This is a genomic window from Serratia sp. FGI94 (assembly GCF_000330865.1).
Classification (GTDB): Bacteria; Pseudomonadota; Gammaproteobacteria; order Enterobacterales; family Enterobacteriaceae; genus Serratia_B; species Serratia_B rubidaea.
Map to the genome: position 1 here is coordinate 3,089,751 of NC_020064.1, position 22,025 is coordinate 3,111,775.

The window sequence follows — 22,025 nt, forward strand, 5'->3', positions numbered from 1 at the left end:
AAGAGGACATCATGATTAAACGTTACGGTATTACCGGCTCCACCGGCACCGGCGGCCAGAACCTGCCGTTCGCCAAAGCGGTCAGCGCAGACGGCTGGCTGTACGTCTCCGGCCAGACGCCGATGGTCGACGGGGAGATTATCGACGGCGGCATCGTCGCCCAGTCCACCCAGGCGATTCAAAACTGCCTCGACATCATGAGCGAGGCGGGCTTCGGCAAGGAAGACATCGTGCATATGAAGGTCTTCCTGACCGATGCACGCTACTTCCAGTCCTTCAATAAAGTCTTCCGCCAGTTTTTTGCCGAGCATCCGCCCGCCCGCGTGTGCTGCGTGGCCGATCTGGTCGTCGACTGTATGGTCGAGGTCGACATCACCTGTTTTAACGCCAACTACAAACAAAACTAACGGCATTAACGCTACCTAAGGGAATATCATGGAACACAACAATTTCCTGATCTGGTTTCTCCTCTACGCCTTCGTCATGATGGCGGTCGGCTGGTACGTCACCCGCCACCAGAAGACAGGGGAAGACTTTATACTCGGCGGCCGGAAGCTGCCGATGCTGCTGACGCTCGGCTCTACCGTCGGCACCATGGTCGGCACCGGCTCCAGCATCGGCGCGGTGAGCTTTGGCTACACCAACGGCTGGGCCGGCATGCTGTACGGCATCGGCGGTGCAACCGGCATCCTGCTGACCGCCTGGCTGTTCGGCCCGGTCAGAAAACTGCGCTTTATGACCATGAGCGAGGAGATCTGCTATTACACCGGCGGCAGCCGCATTGTGAAAAACCTGGTGGCCCTGCTGATTTTCCTCGCCTCTATCGGCTGGCTGGGCGCGCATATCCTCGGCGGCGGGCTGTATCTGGCCTGGGCGGCGGATATCGATATCACCGTCGCCAAAATCATTATCGCCGTCGGCTTTATCTTCTATGTCGGCATCGGCGGCTATAAAGCCGTCTCCTGGATCGACACGCTGCAGTCCATCGTGCTGTTCGTCGGCTTTATCGTGCTGGCCGCGCTGTCCGTCAGCTACGTCGGCGGCTGGGATACCTTGGTGGCCAACACCGATCCGCAGGCCTTTACGCTGTTCGGCATTGGCAAGCTCGGCCTGTGGCCGGCGCTCTCCCTGGCGATCGTCATCGGCATCGGCGTACTGGCGACCCCGTCCTACCGTCAGCGCATCTACTCCGCCGCCTCGACGCGTTCCATCCGCCAGTCTTTCGTGATTACCGGCCTGCTGTATATGGGCTTCTCTTTCCTGCCGGCGATTATCGGCATGGCGACCCATGTGATGAACCCGGAGCTGGAAAACCCCAGCTTTGCCTTCCTGTTCGCCACCAATGCCCTGCCGGCCGCGCTGGCCATGGTGGTGCTGATTGCCGGCATGTCCGCCAACCTGTCGTCCGGCAGCTCGGATGCGATTGCCGGGGTATCCATCATTCTGCGTGACATTTACACCATGGTGACGGGGAAAATGCCGCCGCCGGAGAAGGCCATCAACCTGTCGCGTATTTTCCTGCTGCTGGTGATCCTGCTGGCGCTGATTTTCGCGCTGACCTCAAATGACATCATCGGCTATATCACCAAAATGATTTCAATGATTATGTCGGGCATGTGCGTCACCGTGCTGCTGGGTAAATTCTGGCTGCGCTTCAACTGGCAGGGCTGTATTGCCGCGCTGCTGGGCGGCAGCCTGACCTCGCTGACCGTAATTCTGGTCCCAAGCTGGTCACAGGCGCTCGGCAACCCGGTGATCCCGGCGCTGCTCGTCAGCCTGTTCGCCGCCGTGGTCGTTACCCTGCTCACCCCGAAAAATAAACTGTCACGCGAAGAGGTGCTGCAAATGATCACCGACGAACGGGAAACCACCCACAGCGACGCCAAACCGATCGGACCGCTGGCAGGAGAAAACAAATGACAGCTATCAGTCACGCAACGCATAAAGCGGCGCCGATGCGCGCCGGCGCCGGCAATCTGCTGCGCGAGGAGGTCTGCCTGCCGGCCGCCGTTATCCTGGCCAGCGCGCTGGACAACAATATCCGCTGGATGCAGCGCTACGCCGACAAACGCGGGGTTTCCCTCGCGCCGCACGGCAAAACCACCATGACGCCGTGGATTTTCCGTCAGCAGCAGGCGGCCGGCGCCTGGGCCATCGGCGTCGGCAGCGCCTGGCAGGCGCAGGCCGCCATGGCCGCGGGCATCGAACGGGTGCTGATGGCCAACCAGCTGGTGGGGAAAGCCAATATGCAGTTGGTCGCGCAATTGAAGCGGCAGTATCCGCAGTGCGACTTTCTGTGCTGCGTCGACAGCGTGAGCAACGCCGCCGCGCTTGCCGCCTTCTTTGATGCACAGGGGCAAACGCTGGACGTACTGGTGGAGCTGGGCGTGCCGGGCGGCCGCTGCGGATGCCGCAGCACGGCGGAGGCGCTGGCGCTGGCGGCCGAGGTCGCCGGCCTGCCGGGGCTGCGGCTGCGCGGGCTGGAGCTGTATGAAGGCGTGCTGCACGGCGACGATCCGCAGCCGCAGATAGAAACCCTGCTCGGCGCGGCGGCGGCGCTGGCCTGCGATATGGCGGCCCATGTCGACGGGGAGTTTATTCTGACCGGTGCGGGCACCGTGTGGTATGACGTGGTATGCAACGTCTGGCTGACGGCGCAGAAGCCGCCGCGCTGCCGGATTGTGATTCGTCCCGGCTGCTATATCACCCATGACAACGGCATCTATCAACAGGCGCAGGATGCGCTGCGGGCGCGCGACCGTATCGCCTGCGATCTCGGCGGCGATCTCAGCGCCGCACTGCAGCTGGTGGCGATGGTGCAATCGGTGCCGGAAGCCGGGCTGGCGATTGTGAATTTCGGCAAACGTGATTGCGCCTTTGACGCCGGGCTGCCGCAGCCGGTCGCCCATTACCGGGCGGGCAAGGCGCTGCCGTTCCGACCCGGCGCCTGTACCAGCAGCGAGGTCATGGATCAGCACTGTATGCTGAAGCTGGCGCCTGACAGCGATGTGCAGGTTGGTGATATCCTGATCTTCGGCACCTCGCACCCCTGCCTGACATTCGATAAATGGAAAACGCTGTTACTGGTTGATGATGACTACAACCTGCAGGCAGAGCTCGACACCGCCTTTTAGTCAGGCAGTGACGCACAGCTCATTCCAGTAGCTGTAGCGCATGGCGCGGCGGTAGCGATTATTTTCCATAATGGCGCAGCAGCGAAGGATGGAACTCAAAACCATACAGCTGGCTGGTGGCCAGCATGGTGTCCAGCAGCGCGGCGCTGTCGCCGCCCTGCGCCTTCTGCTGCGGTTCGGCCTGTGTCCCGCGGCCGAACCGCCAAAAAGCCAGTAAACGCTTCATGCTCCCCTCCTCAGTCAGTGATTGACGCCTGAGCAAAGTAAAGCCGTTAGCGGCTCGGAAGGGAAATGCGCATTTCTGCGTTGCTTAGCGAAAAAACGGGCTAACCACAGCGGCAGGCGTCGTTTTCCCGGTCGCGTTCGACAATGCGCGCCAGCAGCGCGCCGAACAGCGTCATATCCACCAGCAGCGCCAGGGCAAAGTTAAACCCGGCCGGCGCCGCCTGCCACTGCAGCCACTGCGTCGCCGCCAGCGCCGCGCCGCAGGTCAGCGCCATGGCGATACGCGCGCTCACCGCACGCTGTCTCGGCGGTGCGACAACGCGCTGGCTCTGGTAAGCCGCGCCCAGCCCGAGGCCGGTCAACCCGGCCCCCGGCAGCAGCATGGTCCACACCAGACCGCCGTGCAGCGCCAGCAGGATCCACAGCAGACCGGCAGCGCCGAGCAGCAGACCATAGCGCGCCGCCACCAGCGGCGGCCGCTGCGCCAGCGGACGCCAGCGTCCCAGCGCCGCGCCGCAGGCAAACGCCAGCGTCAGGCTGAGCGGCAGCAGCAAAGCGGGCAGCGGTTGCGCCCCGCCGTACTGGCTGAATAACAGCAGCACCGCAGACGGCAGTACGCTGAACACAATCGCCCGGAGCACCGCGCCCGGCGACGCGACTGCGCCGGCGGCCGGCTGTTGGGATAACGTCATCATCATCGCCCTCCTGCGCTATACGCAATAATCATGAAATAAACTCACCCTCTGTGAGCGGTGTTATCAGCTTATCTTGCGTATAATCAGACGATCAAAGTCATAGATTTCATTCATAGATGAGAATAACTCAGCCATGAGAAAATCCCGTTTACCGCCGCTGGGCGCCGTGCGCGCCTTTCATGCCGTCGCCGGCTGTCTCAGCTTTAAGCTGGCCGCCGAACGGCTGGGCGTCAGCGCCACCGCCGTCAGCCACCAGATCAAGCTGCTGGAATCGATGCTGGAATGCCGGGTCTGTGAGCGCAGCGCCCAGGGCGTCCGCCTGACCGATGCCGGGGAACTGTTGTACGCCGCAACGCAAAGCGCCTTCGCCGCGCTGGAGAGCGCCACCGCGCAGATTATGCACCGCGCCCAGCCGCCGGCGCTGACGGTCACCACCACCTCCAACTTCCTCACCCACTGGCTGGTGCCGCGTCTGGCCGATTTTAAGGCGCAGCTGCCGGCCATCGATTTGCGTCTGCACACCAGCGTCGAACGGGTAGATCTGAGCCAGCGCACCGTCGATGCCGCCATCCGCTACCGCGAAACGCCGGAAACCCAGTTGCACAGCACCCTGCTGTATGAAGACCGCTTTATCCTGGTGGCCAGCCCGTCGCTCGGCATCAAAGAAAAGGAAGATTTACGCGCTGCCACGCTGTTCCACGTGGAGCAGCGGCACGTGCCCGCCGACTCGCCCACCTGGCAAAACTGGCGGCGGCGCTACGGGCCTGACGGGCTGGAGTGCGACAGCGGCCTGATTTTCAGCGATGAAACGCACGCGCTGCAGGCGGCGGTGGCGGGACAAGGCGTGGTGATCGCCAGCCGGCTGCTGGCGAACGATCTGCTGCAGCGCGGCGTGCTCACCGCGCCGTTTGACGAATCGCTACCCGGCGCACGCTATTATCTGGTGACCACCGAAGAGGCGGCGCAGCGGGCGGATATCATCGCGCTGCGGCACTGGCTATTGCAGCAAATGGCGGGAAAAACGGACGATAACGGATAAACACTTGCTCTCTTCCCCCATGGTCGATAAATTATTAACCTATTGATATATAATAAATTCGCATCATGGAGGATGTGATCATTTACCTGTTAAATGTGATCTATCAGGGATACCGGCAGTCGTTCAATATCAAAGGCCGCGACAGCCGCGCATTCTATATTACGCTGGTGGTATTTCAGCACCTGTGGTTTGTGTTCTATCTGGCGCTAAAAGTGATGATGAATTACCCGTTTTTATGGATCGTGGCCATGATTTTCGTGCTGCCGCTGCTTGCCAGCAATATCCGCCGTCTGCACGATGGCGGCTACAGCGGCGCCTGGTGTTTCAGCTGGTTTTGCCTGCCGCACCTGACGATGATCGGCGCCATGTTTCTGCCGTCGCTCAATAACAACAATCCCTATACCCGCTACCCGCAGAACTAATCCTGCGGCGTGGCGTCCTGTTTGCGGCGCGGATACTTCCACAGCCAGCGGCCGCTGACCATCCGCCAGTAGAACAGCGCGCCGCGCACCGCCCAATCGAGGAACATCCCCAGCCAGACGCCGATCACCCCCATGCCCAGTTCGATCCCCAGCGTGTAGCCGGCCACTACCCGGCAGCCCCACATGCCGAGCATCGACACCCACATAGCAAAACGCGCGTCGCGCGCGCCCTTCAGCCCGGCGGGCAGCACCCAGGAGGCGGCCCAAATCGGCATAAAGGCGGCGTTCAGCCAGATCAGCACTTTCACCACCTCTTTCACATCATCCTGCTGGGTGTAGAACGCGGCAAACAGCCCGGCGAACGGCGCGCTGCCCCAAGCCAGCAGCGTCAGCCCCAAGGTCGACAGCCAAAAAATATGCCGCAGCTGCCGCTCTGCCTGGCCGATCTGCCCCTTGCCCAGTCGCCGGCCGACGATAATGGTCGACGCCGACCCCAGCGCGTTGCCCGGCAGGTTAATCAGCGAGGCGATCGAGAACGCAATAAAGTTGCCGGCGATCACGCTGGTGCCCATGCCGGCGACAAACATCTGCGTCAGCAGTTTACCGCCGTTAAACAACACCGACTCAATGCTGGCGGGAATGCCGATGCCCAGCACCTCTTTGAGAATCGACAGCTGCAGCCGACTGAAATAGCTCTTCAGGGTAATGTGCAGCGACGGGTTAAAGCCGATCGCCAGCACATAAATAATCGCGACGGCGCCGAGATAGCGCGACAGGGTCAGCCCCAATCCTGCGCCGATAAACCCCAGCCCGTCCCAGCCCGCAATGCCGTAAATCAGCGCGCTGCTGATGATGATATTGAGGATATTCATGCCGCCGTTGATCAACAGCGGAATTTTGGTATTGCCCGCGCCGCGCAATGCGCCGCTGCCGATCAGCGCGATCGCCGCCGCTGGGTAGCTCCACACCGTGGTCTGCAGGTAGGAGAGCGCCAGCGCCTTCACCTCCGGCGTGGCGGCGCCGGCAATCACATCAATAATCTGCGCGCCGGCCAGGTGAATCACCGCCGCCAGCAGCAGTGCCACCAGCGTCATCAGCACCAGCGACTGACGCGCCGCCGCCCGCGCCCGCTGATGATCCAGCTTGCCCAGGCTGAACGCCACCACCACCGTGGTGCCGAGATCCACCGCAGCGAAAAAGGCGATAATCACCATGTTGAAGCTGTCCGCCAGCCCCACCCCGGCCATTGCCTCCTTGCCCAGCCAGCTCACCAGAAAGGTGCTCAGTACGCCCATCAGCAGGACGCAGGCGTTCTCCAGCAGGATCGGCACCGCCAGCGGCACGATCTCGCGCCGAAACAGCACGCGGTAACTTTTCCGTTTGGGATACCACGGCGTGGCGATCACCCGTTGACGAAGCTGCGCAAATACGTTCAACATTGCTCCATGGCATAAAACAAAACCCTGTTTTAAATCATGTTTGATCCCTGCCGATCCTGCAAAGTTTTTTGTGCGAAAAATTCGCAACGCGCGCATGCCGGCCAGCGGCGCAGGACACCACGCGGATATATATTTGTAACATATTGAGAATATGCTACTTTCTTACAATACCCGCGGTCGGACATCCACACGTTCAGAGGTACTATGGCTCATAGCAAAACAGGCAGTAACCACACGGTCGCAGACGCGTTGGATCAGTTGGAAGCCCGCTACCAGAGCGCGGTCGAGGCGCTGCGAACGGCGATTGGCGATTTTATCGATAACGGCACGCTGCCGGACGCACAGGCACGCGCCGCCGGACTGTTTGTCTACCCGGAACTGCGCGTCAGCTGGCACGGCGCCGCCCCCAGCGACAAGAAAACCCGCGCCTATGGCCGCTTCACCCATCCCGGTTGCTACACCACCAGCGTGACGCGGCCGGCGCTGTTCCGCCACTACCTGGAGGACCAGCTGACGCTGCTGGTGGAAGAGTATGGCGCCACCATCGACGTGGCCCCCTCGCAGCGCGAAATCCCCTATCCGTACGTGATCGACGGCTCCTCGCTGGAGCTGGACCGTTCCATGAGCGCCGGCCTGGCGCAGCATTTTCCGGTGCCCGAACTGGCGCAAATCGGCGATGACACCGCCGACGGCCTGTCCCACGCCAGCGATACCTTCCCGCTGTCGCACTTCGACGCGCTGCGCGCCGACTTCTCGCTGGCACGCCTGCGCCATTACACCGGCACGCCGGTGGAACACTTCCAGCAGTTTGTGCTGTTCACCAACTATACCCGCTATGTGGATGAGTTTGTCCGCTGGGCCTGCAGCGAGATTGCCGATCCGGACAGTCCGTATCAGGCGCTCTCCTGCGCCGGCGGTATCTATATCACCGCCGATACTCCGTCGCCGGAGCAGGCCGTGTCCGATCTGGCGTGGAAGAACAACCAGATGCCGGCCTACCACCTGATCGGCGCCAACGGCCAGGGCATTACGCTGATTAACATCGGCGTCGGCCCCTCTAACGCCAAAACCATCTGCGACCATCTGGCGGTGCTGCGGCCGAACGCCTGGCTGATGATCGGCCACTGCGGCGGCCTGCGTGAAAGCCAGTCGATCGGCGATTACGTGCTGGCGCACGCCTACCTGCGCGACGACCACGTGCTGGATGCGGTGCTGCCGCCGGATATCCCGATTCCCAGCATCGCCGAAGTGCAGCGCGCACTGTACGACGCCACCAAACAGGTCAGCGGCATGCCGGGGGAAGAGGTTAAGCAGCGGCTGCGCACCGGCACGGTGGTCACCACCGATGACCGTAACTGGGAGCTGCGCTACGCCGCCTCAGCGCTGCGCTTTAACCTCAGCCGCGCGGTGGCGGTCGATATGGAAAGCGCCACCATCGCCGCGCAGGGCTACCGCTTCCGCGTGCCTTACGGCACGCTGCTGTGCGTCTCCGATAAGCCGCTGCACGGCGAGATCAAGCTGCCGGGGCAGGCCAACCGCTTTTATGAAGGGGCGATTTCCGAGCACCTGCAGATTGGCATCCGCGCTATCGATCTGCTGCGCGCCGAGGGCGAGCGCCTGCATTCACGCAAGCTGCGCACCTTTAACGAGCCGCCGTTCCGCTGACGGCCAACGGCCCGGGAAATCCGGGCCGTTCTTTTCCTCATCGCTTAAATCGCTTCCAGATCGCGGCCGCGGGTCTTCGGCCCAAAAATACCGATTACCCCCATCACCATCAGCATGCTGAAGACGATAAAGCCGATCACGCCGGCCGAGCCGCCATACTGCAGGATCACGCCGATGATAATGCTGCTGAACGCCGTCGATAAACGGCTGAAGGAGTAGCAGAACCCCACCGCGCGGGCGCGGATAAAGGTGGGAAACACTTCCGACTGATAAGAGTGATAGCTGTAGGTCAGCCAGGCGTTCGACCAGGTGATAAAGAAGCCGCACAGCACCAGCCACAGCGGGTTGCTCTGCCAGGCGAACAGCGAACCGAAGATCACCGTCATCAGGCAGGAGAGAACGATTTGCCACTTGTTCTCCATGCGGTCGGCAAAGCGGCTGCAGATTAACGAACCGAGCGGATAGGCCAGCGTAATAAAAAACGCATACAGCAGGCTGTGGGTCACCGAAGCCCCCTTGCCGGACAGCAGCGCCGGCAGCCAGTTGCCAAAGCCGAAAAAGCCGATCGCCTGGAAGAAGTTCATCACCACCAGCATCAGCGTCCGGCCGCGGTAGCGCGGCGACCAGATATCGCGAAACCGCCCTTGCCGCCCCTCTTCCGCCGCCGGCGCATCGCGCTGCGGAAACGGCGGTGCGTCCGTCACGCCGCAGCGCCGCTCCATGCCCGCCATCACCTGCCGCGCCTCGCCGTAGCGCCGCTGCTGCACCAGCCAGCGCGCCGACTCCGGCAGGCCTTTACGCACCAGCCAAATCACCAGCGAGGCCAGCGCGCCGATAATCACCACGTAGCGCCAGCCGGTCAGGCCGAAAATAGTCTGCGGCACCAGCCACCATGACATCAATGCCACCGCCGGCACCGACAAAAACTGGATAAAGAAAGCAAAGGCGAACGCGCGGGTGCGTAAATGCGCCGGGATCCATTCGGTGAGATAGGTATCGATGGTCACCAGCTCAATACCCAGTCCGACGCCGACCAGAAAGCGCAGCAGCAAGATCCATTCCGCCTGATTTTGCAGCGCCAGCAACAGCGAGAAGGCGCCGTACCAGGCCAGCGCAAACATAAAGGTCGCCCGTCGGCCGAAGCGGTCGGCATACGGACTGAGCAGGCTGGCGCCGACAAACAGGCCGAGGAAGGTCACCGAAGCGAACGCCGCCTGATCGGAGACGCCGAACACGCCGTCGGCACCGAGGTGGAAAATACCTTCGGCGATCATCGCGCCGCTGATGTAGCCGGTCTGGAACAGGTCATACAGCTCGAAAAAGCCGCCTAACGACAGCAGGGTAATAAAGCGCCACAGCCCGGCCGAGGCCGGCAGCGCGTCGATTCTGGCCGACAGATCCTGCTCATGAATCGGCGATTGCGCGCCGGCCTGCCGGTTATCCAACACAAAAATATCACTCACCCGCAACCTCTCGATAACATTGACGTTAATTGTCTATGCTAATGATTCGCGGACGGAGTTAAATTTTTAATTAGCAGGCTAAAGAAATTAATTAAGCATAAAAAACTGCGGGGATGCGGTTTGGCTGGGGGAAAATTTAACCGGCCGGCGAGAGGATCGCCGGCCGGTACGCGCACATCAGGCGCGGTGATGCTGCAGGCGCTCGCTGCGGTAGAAGTTCAGTACGCACCATCCCAGCGCAATCAGCGCCAGCGGCGCGCCGACCAGGCCGACGTTCGGCATGCCGAGATGCAGGCTGACCTGGTTGCCCAGCAGCGCCCCGCCGCCGATACCCAGGTTGTACAAACCGGAGTAAATCGACATCGCTACGTCGGTGGCGTCCGGCGCCAGGCTCAGCACCTTCGCCTGCATCGACAGGCCGATAGCCATAATCGCCATTCCCCAGAACGCGCACAGCAGCGTCAGGTGCAGTTCACTGCCGGCAGCCGGCAACAGCAGCAGCAGGCAGATGGCCAGCAGACCAATCGCGCTCATAAACAGCCCGGACGGGAAGCGCTCGCTGTAGCGGCTGAACAGCAGGCTGCCGATAATGCCGGTCGCGCCGAACAGCAGCAGCATCAGCGTGGTGAAATTGTCGCTCAGGCCGGCCACCCGCTGGATAAACGGCTCGATATAGCTGTAAGCGGTAAAGTGCGCCGTCACCACGATGATGGTCAGCATATACAGGCTGACCAGCGCCGGGCGTTTAAACAGTACCGGCACGCTGGCCAACGAGCCGGAATGCTCGCTCTTCAGCACCGGCAGCAGCCGCCACAGCATCAGCAGCGCCAGCGTTGCCGCCACCGCAATGCCGATAAAGGTCATCCGCCAGCCCAGCAGCTGCCCGACGACGCGCCCCAGCGGCAGGCCGAGCACCATCGCCAGCGCGGTACCGCCCGCCAGCATGCTCAGCGCCTGCGCTTTTTTGCCCGCCGGCGCCACGCGGATCGCCAGCGAGGCGGTAATCGACCAGAATACCGAGTGCGCCAGCGCCACGCCGGCGCGGGAGATCACCAGCGTGGTGAAGTTCCAGGCGACCGCGGTCAGCACATGGCTGGCGATAAACAGCATAAATACGCCAATCAGCAATTTACGCCGTTCGATTTTGCTGGTCAGCAGCATGCACACCAGCGAGGCGGCGGCGACAATCCAGGCGTAAATGGTAATGATCAGCCCCACCTGCTCGGTCTGCATGGCAAAGCTTTGTGCAATATCGCTCAGTAACCCGACCGGGATAAACTCGGTGGTATTGAAGATAAAGGCGGAAACGGCAAGCACGACAACGCGCAGCCAGGCTGTGCGGCGGGAAGCGGCGACTTCGTTCATGAGTAAACAAGATCCAGAACAGGTGGGAAGCAATGGAGAGATTTTATCCAATTGTTGGAAAAAACGCGACACCCATCACACTTTTATGGCGATTTTTTTACTTACGCCGGCCAGAGGCGGCGGAAAAAGGATGATGACCGTTGTCGGGCGCCATCCACAGTGCCGGTGCGTTATCCGCATCCGTCCGTCAGATTTTCTCCACCCGCTCAACCAGCGCCTGGGTTAACGCGGTTCGAATGTCATTGCAGGTTTTGCCGATGCGGTATTGATAGCCGGAGTCCAGAATGCCGTTGATCTCGCGGCTCAGATTGGCACGCACCTGCGTATAGAGTTTGGCCTGCGCCAGAATCTGGTTTAGCTCGGCGTTTTTACTCTGATAGGCCGCCGGCGCAACCTGCTGCAGCGCATTCAGTTCTTTCATGCAGGTATACAGGGCGGTGTCATTGCCCACACTCACTTCCGGCCGGGTTGGCAACATGGAGGACATTTCCGTGGCCTGCGCCGGCTCCGCCTTGGTCACGGAACGGTTGCCAGCCTGTTGGCAACCCGCCAGTAACGCGCAAAACGTTACTACTGCGATGGTTTTTTTCATAACTTTCAAAATCCCAGAAATCCGACAACGGCGAGGTATCTGTGCCGTTATGAGGTGCTGTTATAGGTATCAAACCGCCTGGCGAGCGCGCAGCGGCCTATTTATCAGGGGTATTCCCACACAAGCCATCATGCTAACACAGAAAAATCCCAACAAACAGTAAGGTGAAAAGGAAAGTATCAACCTAAGAAGGGTTATTATTTTTTTGTTAACTATATGGAAAATAGCTAAAAGCCGGCTTAGCAACGTCAAATCCGCCGCCTGGCGCACCGCGCCGGCCTGACGGCCAGCAACCGCCGACGACAACGCGCCAGGCAATGACGACTGCACCTTTTCTGCGCGTAAAAACCGTCCGCCTCGGTATTAACATGCTGAAAAATGGCGCAAATCGCTTATTAAGACAGCGAACGCACCGTTTAATGCCGTTAGCGCTTTGACAAAGCCCGTCCGGCTCGTTACTATGCGCCCCGTTCACACGATTCCTCTGTAGTTCAGTCGGTAGAACGGCGGACTGTTAATCCGTATGTCACTGGTTCGAGTCCAGTCAGAGGAGCCATATTTAGAAAAGCCCGCTTAAGGCAACTTAAGCGGGCTTTTTGCTATCCGGCGTTTAACGATCGGACGACGCCTGCCAGAGATTCAGCCGGCCATCGGCCACGTGCTCATCGATCTGCTGCAGCTCCGCCGCGCTGAACGTGAGGTTGTTCAGCGCCTGGCAATTTTCCTCCAACTGCTCCGGCCGGCTGGCGCCAATCAGCACCGAGGTGACGCGCCGATCCTTTAGCAGCCAGCTCAACGCCATCTGCGCCAGCGTTTGTCCGCGCTGCTGCGCCAGCTGGTTCAGTAGCTGAATGCTGTGCAGGTTCTGCGCGGACAGCATGCTCTCTTTCAGCGAACCGCCCTGCTCGCGCTTCATGCGCGAATCATCAGGAATGCCGTGCAGGTACTTATTGGTCAGCAAGCCCTGCGCCAACGGCGTAAAGGCGATGCAGCCCGTCCCCTGCTGTTCCAGCGCGTCCAGCAGACCGCTGTTTTCAACCCAGCGGTTCAGGATGCTGTAAGACGGCTGATGGATCAGCAGCGGAATTTTCCACTCCCGCAGCAGCGCCGCCATTGCCACGGTGCGCTCGGTGGAATAGGAGGAGATCCCCACGTACAACGCCTTGCCGCTCTGCACCGCCTGCGCCAGCGCCGCGGCGGTTTCTTCCATCGGCGTGTGTTCATCCACCCGGTGCGAATAAAAGATATCGACGTAATCCAGACCCATCCGCCGCAGGCTCTGATCGAGACTGGCCAGCAGGTATTTGCGTGAGCTGCCGCTGCCATAAGGGCCGGGCCACATATCGTAACCGGCCTTGGTGGAAATAATCAGCTGATCGCGATACGGCAGAAAGTCCTGCTGCAGCAGCTGTCCGAAATGGGTTTCCGCCGAACCCGGCGGCGGGCCGTAGTTGTTCGCCAGGTCAAAATGGGTAATCCCCAGGTCGAACGCTTTACGCAGCAGCGCCCGTTGGGAAGAGAGGCTGTGACCATCGCTAAAGTTGTGCCACAGCCCCAGCGACAGAGCAGGCAGCTGTAGCCCGCTGTTGCCGCAGTAACGGTATTGCATCTGGTCATATCGGGAAGCATTTGCACAATAAGACATGAGTGATCCCTACGCATTGGTTTAATACTAAAACATCGTTTCAATATCAGACTAAAGCGTGGTTCACCAGCTGGCAACGGGTAGCGTGCATAACTTTGAGGCAGGTAAAATAAAACAGGCCAGATGCATATCCGGCCTGTGGGGGAAACCCGGGGTTACTTCACTTCGCCCATGGCTTTCAGCTTTTTAGACAGCTCGCGGCGCTCTTTCGACAGATCGGCATTTTTGATGATGTAGTCATCAACGCGATCTTCATAGTCGCTGCGCATATTGGCGATGATGCCCTGGATGTCTTCGATGCTCATGCCCGGCTTGATGTACTCGCTCAGGTTGTCCAGCAGCAGTACGCGCTTCTGGTTATCACGGATTTTCTTTTCGTTATCGACGATTTCACGCTGCAGCTTGTTTTTACGGCGGAACATACGCACAAACTCCAAAACATCCTGGAAACTCGGCTTAGTTGCATTATCCATCTTTATAACCCTTGCTTTAGTAATACACAGATTCATTTGCTTCCGGCCACAATGTTCTCAAGATACAGGTTTGTGGCGGTGCGGCACAACTCCCAATGCCACTATCTTACCCACTTTAGCCGCGCGGCCAAAACCCGAAGCGCACGCTTAATGATCTCACCCACTATTCTGCGCTGTCGGCGGTACAAACTTTCAGCAGATCGCTCAGTTCCTCCAGCTGCTGCGCCAGCTGCATGCTGAGCCACACATAGCCGTAAATCGGCGCTTCAACGTGCTGGCCGCCGGCTTCCTGCATCAGGGTTTTCAGCTCGGCGGAGATCTCCCCCAGCTCGCCGATGGTTTGCTGCTGCAGGCCGGGGCCGCCGTGCTCCATCATCGCCGCCAGCGTCTCCAATGAACGCAGCGTCAGCAGCTGGGCGCTGCGCAGCTTCTTGGCGTTCAGCATAATAAAATGCGTCTCACGCGAGGCCCAGTAGGCATCGGCCAGCAGTTCCAGCGTACAAACCAGATTGCGGCTCAGGGTCTGCACCGCCTCAAATACTTCGACGGAGATATGGCTTTCCTTACTGCTGGGTGCGATCAGGCTGCGCAGCTTCACCACCTGGTTCAACAGGCGCTTCAGGCGCAGTTCCAGCCGAGGCCGCTCCACCACGTTTAGCGACAGATAGCCGCCGTAAATCTGCCCGGCGGTGCGAAAACACTCCGCCATCTGCATCCGCCAGAGAATATAGGCGCGCTGCGGATAAATGCTGGTGAACAGCAGCGCCAGTATCGAACCGAAGATCACATCACCGCTGCGCCACAGCGCGGTTTGCATATCGCCGCTGCCCTCGCCGCACACCACCGCCAGCGTAATGCCGATCAGCAGCGCCATATAAGGCCGTTTACCGAGGGTAAAGTAGCCGCAGACGAACATCACTATCCCGCACCACAGCAGCATCAGCGACAGCGAATAGGTCGCCAGATACAGCGCCACCAGCCCGGAGGCGGCGCCAAATACCGTGCCGGCAATGCGCTGCAGCGCCCGCTGCGACACGTTGCCCCAAAACGATATCGGCCCCATCACCACCACCAGCGTAATCAGCGGCCAGGTGCCCTCCGGCACGTCCAGCAGGCGGATCAGTAAAAAGGTGAGGATAAACGCCAGCCCGATGCGCACACCGTGCACAATGCGGTAATGACGATAGATCAGATGTTCAAACGAGGAAATGCCACGATCCAGACGCACGGTGAATCCACTTGCTGATAACGGAAAACCCTCAGTGTAGCGGAGCCGGAACGAAAAAGGATAACCGGAAATGCAGAAAAACGGCGCCCACGGCGGGAAAACCGGGCGCGGCCAGCGCGCCCGGTTGGCCGTTATGCCACGTATTTCTCTACCAGCGCCTGCAGGATCGCCGCGGTTTCCGCATCCATGACGCCGTCATATTTCTGCGGGCGGAAATGCAGCTGGAACGCACGCACCAGCTGGCGGTAGCCCTCGTCGTCGCCGGCGGCGCTGACGTCATAGCCATATTTGGCAAACAGCGCCAGCAGCTGTTGCCGGTCGGGCAGTTGGCAGCAACAGCGCTGCTGATAGCGCTGGCGCGTCTCCTCATCATACCAGGCGCCAACGCCGGCCAGATACAGCTGATGCCACGGGAACTGCGGGCCGGGATCGCTCTTGCGGCCGGGCGCAATGTCCGAATGCGCCACCACGTTGACCGGAGAAATATCCGGATAGCGCTGCAGAATATTGCGCGTCAGCTGGATCACCGCCTCAATCTGCTGCGGATCAAACGGCGGGAAGGTGATATCTTCGCCGTCGCCGCTGGCCAGGTTGACGATCTCAATGCCGATCGAGGTGTCGTTCAGGCTGTTGCGCGCCCCCCACTGGCTGACGCCGGCGTGCCAGGCGCGCTCCTGTTCATCCACCAGGTTAAAGATGCGCAGCCCATCGAACCCGGCCGCCTGATAGCCGGCATCGTTCGGATCCGGCACCAGATAGTGCGCGCTAACGCCGTTGCCGGTCAGCGAGGCGATCGAGTCGGTAAAATTTTGCGCGGTATAATGCAGCACCAGAAAGCGCACGCGGCGGTTAAAGCTGGCCACCGAACGGTAGCTGTTGTAATCGATAGTGAACATCGCAGATTCCCTCTTTGCGTTAGCCGTTCAAAGGTATTCGCACATCGTCATGATACGCGAAGCTTAGGTGACTTGAACATCATCACACGTTTATTTTTAGCTAAATGCTAAATTTTTAGCAATGATTTTTAGCAGAGAAAATATTTACCTTTTTGCTAAAGAGTGCGATTATCCACCAATGGAAACCAAAGAGATAAGGCGCAACAATCTGCGCGACCTGATGGCCCGCTACGCGCGTAACGGCATCAACCAGAACGAATTCGCCGCGCTGGTTGAGTCCTCCGCGCCCACGCTGAGCCAAATCATCGGGGATAAATCCTCACGCAATCTTGGCGACAACCTCGCCAGGCGGATTGAGGCCAGGCTGAATTTACCCAAGGGGTGGTTTGATGTCTTTCATGAAAAGCAGCTGGCCAAACCCTTTGATAACGTCGATACGGCGTCTGATTTTCAGCCTGCCCGCCTGAAGCCGGTGGTGTGGGAAGACACCGACCAGGACAAAGAAGAGTTTGTGGAAATCCCCCTGCTGGACATTGATTTCTCCGCGGGCGACGGCTGTTATGAAATCGTCGACCGTGAAGAATTTTCGCTGATTTTCCGCCGCTACTACCTGCACAAAATGGGCGTGCCGGTGAATGCCGCACGGATTATCCGCATCTCCGGCTCCAGCATGGAGCCGCGCCTGCAGGACGGCGACGTGGTCGGCATCAACACCGACGATGTGCGCATCCGCGAAGGCAAAACCTACGCCATCCGCCACGGCAATCTCCTGCGTGTCAAAGTGCTGCTGGAGCAGCCGGACGGCGGCGTGGTGATCCGTTCACTGAACCGCGAAGAGTACCAGGATGAGTGCCTCAGCTATCAGCAGCGTAAAGAGCAGCTGGTGGTGCTCGGCCGGGTGTTTTGGTCATCCTCATCCTGGTAGGCTGGCTTATTTAAAGTCCACCGCCATCTGCTGCGGAATCGACTGGCCGCGGGTGCTGGCCACACAGTGCGCAAGATAATCGGTAAAGCGCGGCGGCAGCGGCATCCCCAGCTTCAGCAGTTTGTCATTGCAGAAGCGCACATTGAGCATGGCGAACGAGCCGTAGAGGCGCATCGCTTTTAACATCAGCCGCTCATTACACGGGCCGAAGATATCCTTCAGCTGGCGGCGCATCTGCACCAGCGTCTCATAGCTGACCTGCGCATAGTGTTCGCCGACCGGCGCCTGCTCCAGCGCGCTGGCCATGGCGCGATCAATATCGGCAAAGCTGACGCTGCGCTCCGCCCCGGCGGAGATATGGTATACATCGCTCTCCAGCCGTTCGCCATTCAGCAGCATCACCAGCGCATCGGCACAGTAATCCGCCGGAATGACGTCAATCTGATCCTGCAGTGAACACATAAATTTGCGCAGCATCAGCGCCATGCTGAATACCCAAAAAATGCTGCTGGAAGGCTGGCAGCCAAGGCGCGTATGACCAACCACGATCGACGGTCTGGCGATCACCAACGGCAGCTGCGGCAGCCGCTGCCGCATCAGCTGTTCAATGGTGGATTTGGAGCGGGTGTATTCCACCAGATGCTCGGCGTCTGCGGCGAACTCGCCGCTTTCTGCCACCAGCGTGCCCGGTTCCGGCGTACAGGACATAGCGGTGCCGACGTGTAAAAAACGCTGCAGCCCTGCCACCTGCGCCATTCTGCTCGCCAGCGCCAGCGTACCTTCAACGTTGACTTTCCAGATCAGCGGGTTATTGCCAAACGACGCTACCGCCGCGCAGTTAATCACCTGCGTCACGCTATCCAAACGCGTATCGTTCAGGAAATGCTCCGCGTCGGCCAAATCACCCAATAAAATATTCTCCGGTGTGATTTTATTTAATACTTCCGGCGGCAGATTAAACTTCGCCATGTTCTGTTTAATGCGCGCCAGGCCCTGCTCGCTATTTTCCGCTCGCACTAACAGCAGATAATTTATCTGATGATGGCCGGTTAATAACGTCTCCAGCACTGCACCGCCCAGAAAGCCGGTAGCGCCCGTCAGCAGCAAAGTCTTCATGTTGTTTTACTCGTATGGGATAGAATAAAGCGGATTGTAGATGGCAATAATTAAACGCATCATCAATAAAATTCCCCCGATGAAACGGGTGCATTACAATTCGAGGGGCAGAAAAAACAGGTGATTCTATAAAGCAACGTTATCTCATCTGCCGTTGAGGATTTATTGATGTTTATTTTGTTTCAATCGATAAAGCTCCATTGCGTTCCCCCACGACACCAGTTGCCCATGCAGTTATTCGATAACCATAACCAGACATATAAATGATTCACTCCCATCACCTTGACTCCTATTACTTTCCCAAAAAAACATTAACAAAAAGCCATCAAAGGACAAATCTTATGACCGAAAGACTTGGTTACCACCTAACAGCCCACAAGAAGAATCATAGATTAATAAATCTAATCATATTGCCGACACATATGAATTTGGTGTTTATTATTTCATTGTAGTAACAATCATAATAATAAACCACCACTTATATTTCTCATTACAAACCCATAATGAAGCAAGAAAAATCCATGCATTATTCTGAAAACTATCAAAATAATTTGTAATGATCGACAGTAATACAGTATAAATGCATCAAAGAAATTCGTACTGCAATGTGATAAGGACTGTCATGTCTCAGGTAAAAAATGAAATAACCTGGATAAATACGTTAAAAGGTATTTGCATTATTCTCGTCGTTCTACACCATTCGATTATCACCACTCTACCCTCCGCACTTGAGCACCTTACTGCAGGCCACCTCTCGGCCAGTCTGTGGATTAAATTCAACTTTTTTATTTCACCGTTAAGGATGCCGGCATTTTTCTTTGTCTCTGGCTTACTGGCTGCCAACGCAATAAATAAAAACTGGCCGAAAGTTTTCACCAAGCGATTTGGCAATCTTATCTATTTATACCTTGTCTGGGCCATCATTCAATGGTTCTTTATTTCATTGATCATTGCTCCGCTTATCGGCATAAAAGTTTCCTCCGCAGAGAACAGCGCCTATGCGGATAACGTCATTGACTTCGCTAAGCTTATTATTACAGGAAAAACAAGCTTATGGTATCTTTATGCACTTGCAGGCTACTTTATTCTAGCCAAACTGCTGCGCAAAGTAAAATATCCGCTGATCGTTATTTCAGCAATAGTTAGCTACGCCGCATCATTAGGCATATTCCCTGGTTGGGGGTTGACAAGTATTTGTCAAAATGGTGTTTATTTTGTTGCAGGCGCTTTCTTTAGCGCAGAATTAATAAGAGTTTGCGAAATGAAAAAATCAAACATGCTCTTATGGGGCATATTACTCATCGCAGGGATTATTAATATAAAAATGGGTGTTATGAAAAACATCTTCACTTGCCTGCTGGCAATCATTGCCCTAATAATAATCTGCCGTGAGCTAAACAAAAAAATCAATCTGTCATGGATTAACTGGCTCGGAAAAAACACGCTGCAAATCTATGTCATTCATAGAATTTTCATTGAAGCCATCAGCGGTCTGGTGCTGACGGCGGGTGTGAGCTACGGGCTATTTGAGTCTATCCAGTATTCCTTACTGTGCACGCTCTTTTACCCAATAATATCCGTAGCCCTTTGCATAATTGGCTCACTTTTTATCTGGCACTGGATAAACAGAGGGATCGGAAGAATATTTTTCACGCACCCTTCGCTATTAATGGATAAAAAAGCCATGTGACCATGTAGCGGCACCTGATCATGCACTTACAGATAAATGCGGCGACGCGCTTCCGGGGCCGCACGTTCAACCAAACAAGGCATATGCTTGGTCACACTGTTGTGCGGACAAAAACAAGCATACGCTGTTTCTCTTGACGGAAAGAAATCCCACAGACAAAATACTGTACACAATCACAGTGGCCTAAAGATGATGATATGTTTGTAGAGCTGATTTTTGACCAACGGAATGTTCAGGGGCTGCCCGGCGCAGCCGAGATGATCAAGAACGAACTGACAAGGCGGGTGCACAAGATTTTTCCCGACGCCGACGTGAGGGTCAAACCCATGCAGGCAAACGGCCTGAATACGGATGCCAGCAAGAGCGACAAAGAAAAACTGAACCGCCTGCTGGAAGAGATGTTTGAAGAAGCCGATATGTGGCTGGTTGCTGACCTGTAGCCGTTGAAACCAGGGGTAAGGTTAGTTTAAGGTACATAAGCTAAAACGCCCCTATCAACGATGACAAGGAGTCACCCCATGGCCTTACCGCCCCGTCAACGGATTGAACCTGGTTACTGCGTTGTTGAAACCCCTGGCTCGCTCACTTCACAGGCAAACATGCTGTTCAGAAACCCAAACAGCGAAGCCGCCCGCTATTACCTGCAGCTTAATGCCGATACGCCATGGGTAAAGCCGGGACATATTCTGATCGTTGCCGATCCGCACAACCCCCAGCAAGGCCCAGCTCTGCATCATTTACGCCAGGCCAAAAACCAGGTGAATAAAGCCATGGCGCAGGTGGATGCCGAGCAGGCGACATTCCTGCAGCGTAACTACGACACCCTCGCCACCATACTTAATGGCAGCAGCACCGGATTAGGCATCGCCAGTGATTCAGGGAAACGTTACTTTCAACGAATTGATGAAATCCTGCAGAGAATAGAGACCACATACCAAAACCAGTTCCGCACTCAAGGTACGCTGATTGGCCAGCAGTTTTTTGTCGAACGTAATCGCCTGTTTGGTGAGCTCAAAGCAATGCTGGATAAACCTGTATTCAGCCGGCTGACGCGTAAGATCTTGAACCTGCGTCCGTATGAAAGCATCAAAAGCGCCTTAAATTTATCAAGCCGCTCTATTGTCCATGAGTGGTCTACGGCTGGCGTAGGTGCGATTAGGGGCTATTCGACCTATCTGGAGGGGGCTGGTAAGAGTGTTAAGTTTATGAATAATCTTGGCTGGGTCGGTTTGGCTGTCTCTGCAACTGGCACAACCAATGATATATACCATGCTTGTACAACCGACCGTAAAAATGAATGCACTCGAACGGCACTGAAAGGATATGGGGAGTTTAGTTTAGGTATCGCTGGCGGCACCTATGGAGGAAGCTTAGGAAGTGCCGCAGGGGTTGGTGTCTGCGTTGCGTTGGGAATTGCCAGCACCCCTGCAGGTGGGGTTGCTGGCCTTGCTTGTGCCATCATTGGTGCTACGGTCGGAGGAGCCGCTGGCAGCGCTGCTGGCGGATATATGGGCAGAAAGGGTGGTGATTACGCTGCCGATATTATTTTAAAATAATGATGAGATATCACCAATGAGCTTCTATTTAATGTTTTTTGGAACAGTGCTTGGCTTCTCTGGTGCTACTTTTTTCATATTTATCATGGTGTACTTCGGTTTCACAAAGAAAAAATATGAGGATGTCTTATCCCGGTATTTATCCAGCGGTCTTATCATGCCGGATGTTTACGTTGTCTATTCCAAAGGTGGTTTTTTCACAAGCCTATTGGTTGTTGGTTTTTTCAGGAAGATTCTCAAAAACAAAACCATTAGATTGGGAAAAAACGCTGTATTACCCAAAAGCTCCTATGAATATGTGCAGTCACTACCCGAGCCTTTGAAGGCATGGATAAATAGATATTATAGTATGCATATGGTAGCCGCTACTTTAATTGCCATTGGCTTTATCCTTATGCTTATTGATAGCCTTATTTCATAAACAAAAAACAAGGTTCCATATCCCATAGCGCAATGG

The 22,025-nt window shown here is 57.1% G+C and carries 22 protein-coding genes and 1 tRNA gene; 12 read left to right on the forward strand and 11 right to left on the reverse strand.

What is annotated here, in order from left to right; all coding sequences use genetic code 11:
- The first annotated feature begins 8 nt into the window (after positions 1-8).
- From D781_RS14110 to D781_RS14120, 3 genes are read left to right on the forward strand one after another with little or no spacing between them, the layout of a single operon-like run.
- Positions 9-407: a RidA family protein gene (locus tag D781_RS14110; protein ID WP_041411827.1), complete on the forward strand. Its 399-nt coding sequence runs from the start codon at positions 9-11 to the stop codon at positions 405-407.
- A 28-nt stretch (positions 408-435) separates the two neighbouring features.
- The gene (locus D781_RS14115) at positions 436-1,920 is read left to right on the forward strand and encodes a sodium:solute symporter family protein (protein ID WP_015673014.1); all 1,485 of its coding nucleotides are present in this window, start codon (positions 436-438) and stop codon (positions 1,918-1,920) included.
- A complete protein-coding gene (locus D781_RS14120; RefSeq protein WP_015673015.1) occupies positions 1,917-3,134 on the forward strand; it encodes an amino acid deaminase in 1,218 nt (405 codons plus the stop codon). The genes D781_RS14115 and D781_RS14120 overlap by 4 nt, the downstream gene beginning before the upstream one ends.
- Before the next feature lie 58 nt (positions 3,135-3,192).
- On the opposite strand, the gene D781_RS23890 is transcribed toward D781_RS14120, so the two are convergent.
- On the reverse strand, positions 3,193-3,360 hold the full coding sequence (locus D781_RS23890; RefSeq protein WP_015673016.1) for a hypothetical protein: 168 nt from the start codon (positions 3,358-3,360) through the stop codon (positions 3,193-3,195).
- A gap of 100 nt (positions 3,361-3,460) precedes the next feature.
- Positions 3,461-4,057, reverse strand: coding sequence for a hypothetical protein (locus D781_RS14125; protein ID WP_051032598.1), 597 nt, complete (start codon positions 4,055-4,057; stop codon positions 3,461-3,463).
- Positions 4,058-4,187: 130 nt separating this feature from the next.
- Here D781_RS14125 and D781_RS14130 point away from each other — a divergent pair, with 130 nt between their 5' ends.
- Positions 4,188-5,093 (forward strand): LysR substrate-binding domain-containing protein, encoded by a 906-nt coding sequence (locus D781_RS14130; RefSeq protein WP_015673018.1) that lies wholly within the window; start codon positions 4,188-4,190, stop codon positions 5,091-5,093.
- 65 nt (positions 5,094-5,158) lie between these two features.
- Positions 5,159-5,515, forward strand: a complete 357-nt coding sequence (locus tag D781_RS14135; RefSeq protein WP_015673019.1) for a DUF805 domain-containing protein — start codon at positions 5,159-5,161, stop codon at positions 5,513-5,515.
- On the opposite strand, the gene D781_RS14140 is transcribed toward D781_RS14135, so the two are convergent.
- The gene (locus tag D781_RS14140; RefSeq protein ID WP_015673020.1) at positions 5,512-6,951 is read right to left on the reverse strand and encodes an EmmdR/YeeO family multidrug/toxin efflux MATE transporter; all 1,440 of its coding nucleotides are present in this window, start codon (positions 6,949-6,951) and stop codon (positions 5,512-5,514) included. The two genes, D781_RS14135 and D781_RS14140, sit on opposite strands and share 4 nt — an antisense overlap.
- A 207-nt stretch (positions 6,952-7,158) precedes the next feature.
- Between D781_RS14140 and D781_RS14145 the strand changes: the two genes are divergently transcribed.
- The gene (locus tag D781_RS14145; protein WP_015673021.1) at positions 7,159-8,619 is read left to right on the forward strand and encodes an AMP nucleosidase; all 1,461 of its coding nucleotides are present in this window, start codon (positions 7,159-7,161) and stop codon (positions 8,617-8,619) included.
- A gap of 44 nt (positions 8,620-8,663) precedes the next feature.
- Here D781_RS14145 and D781_RS14150 read toward each other — a convergent pair whose 3' ends face one another.
- The 3 genes from D781_RS14150 to D781_RS14160 all read right to left on the reverse strand — a co-directional run bounded on the left by D781_RS14150 (position 8,664) and on the right by D781_RS14160 (position 12,039).
- Positions 8,664-10,073, reverse strand: a complete 1,410-nt coding sequence (locus tag D781_RS14150; RefSeq protein WP_051032632.1) for an MFS transporter — start codon at positions 10,071-10,073, stop codon at positions 8,664-8,666.
- 186 nt (positions 10,074-10,259) lie between these two features.
- On the reverse strand, positions 10,260-11,447 hold the full coding sequence (locus D781_RS14155) for a sugar transporter (RefSeq protein ID WP_015673023.1): 1,188 nt from the start codon (positions 11,445-11,447) through the stop codon (positions 10,260-10,262).
- Between the two features lie 187 nt (positions 11,448-11,634).
- Positions 11,635-12,039, reverse strand: coding sequence for a hypothetical protein (locus tag D781_RS14160; RefSeq protein ID WP_015673024.1), 405 nt, complete (start codon positions 12,037-12,039; stop codon positions 11,635-11,637).
- A gap of 480 nt (positions 12,040-12,519) precedes the next feature.
- Between D781_RS14160 and D781_RS14165 the strand changes: the two genes are divergently transcribed.
- Positions 12,520-12,595, forward strand: a tRNA-Asn gene (locus tag D781_RS14165).
- Between the two features lie 54 nt (positions 12,596-12,649).
- Here the strand turns inward: D781_RS14165 and mgrA are convergent.
- The 4 genes from mgrA to D781_RS14185 form a co-directional block, all read right to left on the reverse strand.
- Positions 12,650-13,684 carry an L-glyceraldehyde 3-phosphate reductase gene (gene mgrA, locus D781_RS14170; protein ID WP_015673025.1) on the reverse strand — a complete coding sequence of 345 codons (1,035 nt, stop codon included), beginning with the start codon at positions 13,682-13,684 and terminating at the stop codon, positions 12,650-12,652.
- A 155-nt stretch (positions 13,685-13,839) separates the two neighbouring features.
- The gene (gene tmaR, locus D781_RS14175) at positions 13,840-14,157 is read right to left on the reverse strand and encodes a PTS system regulator TmaR (protein WP_015673026.1); all 318 of its coding nucleotides are present in this window, start codon (positions 14,155-14,157) and stop codon (positions 13,840-13,842) included.
- A gap of 163 nt (positions 14,158-14,320) precedes the next feature.
- Positions 14,321-15,385, reverse strand: a complete 1,065-nt coding sequence (locus tag D781_RS14180) for an FUSC family protein (protein WP_015673027.1) — start codon at positions 15,383-15,385, stop codon at positions 14,321-14,323.
- A gap of 131 nt (positions 15,386-15,516) precedes the next feature.
- Entirely contained in the window at positions 15,517-16,281 is a 765-nt protein-coding gene (locus D781_RS14185; protein WP_015673028.1) for an N-acetylmuramoyl-L-alanine amidase, read from the reverse strand.
- Positions 16,282-16,459: 178 nt separating this feature from the next.
- On the opposite strand from D781_RS14185, the gene D781_RS14190 reads away from it, so the two are divergent.
- Positions 16,460-17,206: a S24 family peptidase gene (locus D781_RS14190; protein ID WP_015673029.1), complete on the forward strand. Its 747-nt coding sequence runs from the start codon at positions 16,460-16,462 to the stop codon at positions 17,204-17,206.
- 6 nt (positions 17,207-17,212) lie between these two features.
- On the opposite strand, the gene D781_RS14195 is transcribed toward D781_RS14190, so the two are convergent.
- Positions 17,213-18,322, reverse strand: coding sequence for an SDR family oxidoreductase (locus D781_RS14195; RefSeq protein WP_015673030.1), 1,110 nt, complete (start codon positions 18,320-18,322; stop codon positions 17,213-17,215).
- Between the two features lie 622 nt (positions 18,323-18,944).
- On the opposite strand from D781_RS14195, the gene D781_RS14200 reads away from it, so the two are divergent.
- The 4 genes from D781_RS14200 to D781_RS14215 all read left to right on the forward strand — a co-directional run bounded on the left by D781_RS14200 (position 18,945) and on the right by D781_RS14215 (position 21,989).
- Positions 18,945-20,012, forward strand: coding sequence for an acyltransferase family protein (locus D781_RS14200; RefSeq protein ID WP_015673031.1), 1,068 nt, complete (start codon positions 18,945-18,947; stop codon positions 20,010-20,012).
- Between the two features lie 197 nt (positions 20,013-20,209).
- A complete protein-coding gene (locus D781_RS14205) occupies positions 20,210-20,452 on the forward strand; it encodes a DinI family protein (RefSeq protein WP_015673032.1) in 243 nt (80 codons plus the stop codon).
- A 78-nt stretch (positions 20,453-20,530) separates the two neighbouring features.
- The gene (locus D781_RS14210) at positions 20,531-21,568 is read left to right on the forward strand and encodes a hypothetical protein (protein WP_015673033.1); all 1,038 of its coding nucleotides are present in this window, start codon (positions 20,531-20,533) and stop codon (positions 21,566-21,568) included.
- Positions 21,569-21,584: 16 nt separating this feature from the next.
- Positions 21,585-21,989 (forward strand): hypothetical protein, encoded by a 405-nt coding sequence (locus D781_RS14215; RefSeq protein ID WP_015673034.1) that lies wholly within the window; start codon positions 21,585-21,587, stop codon positions 21,987-21,989.
- Positions 21,990-22,025 lie beyond the last annotated feature (36 nt).

Coding starts and splice junctions, on each gene's coding strand:
- D781_RS14215 (WP_015673034.1), top strand. CDS start 21,585: ATGAGCTTCTATTTAATGTTTTTTGGAACAGTGCTTGGCTTCTCTGGT.
- D781_RS14155 (WP_015673023.1), bottom strand. CDS start 11,447: ATGAACGAAGTCGCCGCTTCCCGCCGCACAGCCTGGCTGCGCGTTGTC.
- tmaR (WP_015673026.1), bottom strand. CDS start 14,157: ATGGATAATGCAACTAAGCCGAGTTTCCAGGATGTTTTGGAGTTTGTG.
- D781_RS14130 (WP_015673018.1), top strand. CDS start 4,188: ATGAGAAAATCCCGTTTACCGCCGCTGGGCGCCGTGCGCGCCTTTCAT.
- D781_RS14200 (WP_015673031.1), top strand. CDS start 18,945: ATGTCTCAGGTAAAAAATGAAATAACCTGGATAAATACGTTAAAAGGT.
- mgrA (WP_015673025.1), bottom strand. CDS start 13,684: ATGTCTTATTGTGCAAATGCTTCCCGATATGACCAGATGCAATACCGT.
- D781_RS14115 (WP_015673014.1), top strand. CDS start 436: ATGGAACACAACAATTTCCTGATCTGGTTTCTCCTCTACGCCTTCGTC.
- D781_RS14135 (WP_015673019.1), top strand. CDS start 5,159: ATGGAGGATGTGATCATTTACCTGTTAAATGTGATCTATCAGGGATAC.
- D781_RS14185 (WP_015673028.1), bottom strand. CDS start 16,281: ATGTTCACTATCGATTACAACAGCTACCGTTCGGTGGCCAGCTTTAAC.
- D781_RS14145 (WP_015673021.1), top strand. CDS start 7,159: ATGGCTCATAGCAAAACAGGCAGTAACCACACGGTCGCAGACGCGTTG.
- D781_RS14195 (WP_015673030.1), bottom strand. CDS start 18,322: ATGAAGACTTTGCTGCTGACGGGCGCTACCGGCTTTCTGGGCGGTGCA.
- D781_RS14125 (WP_051032598.1), bottom strand. CDS start 4,057: ATGATGATGACGTTATCCCAACAGCCGGCCGCCGGCGCAGTCGCGTCG.
- D781_RS14160 (WP_015673024.1), bottom strand. CDS start 12,039: ATGAAAAAAACCATCGCAGTAGTAACGTTTTGCGCGTTACTGGCGGGT.
- D781_RS14190 (WP_015673029.1), top strand. CDS start 16,460: ATGGAAACCAAAGAGATAAGGCGCAACAATCTGCGCGACCTGATGGCC.
- D781_RS23890 (WP_015673016.1), bottom strand. CDS start 3,360: ATGAAGCGTTTACTGGCTTTTTGGCGGTTCGGCCGCGGGACACAGGCC.
- D781_RS14120 (WP_015673015.1), top strand. CDS start 1,917: ATGACAGCTATCAGTCACGCAACGCATAAAGCGGCGCCGATGCGCGCC.
- D781_RS14210 (WP_015673033.1), top strand. CDS start 20,531: ATGGCCTTACCGCCCCGTCAACGGATTGAACCTGGTTACTGCGTTGTT.
- D781_RS14205 (WP_015673032.1), top strand. CDS start 20,210: ATGTTTGTAGAGCTGATTTTTGACCAACGGAATGTTCAGGGGCTGCCC.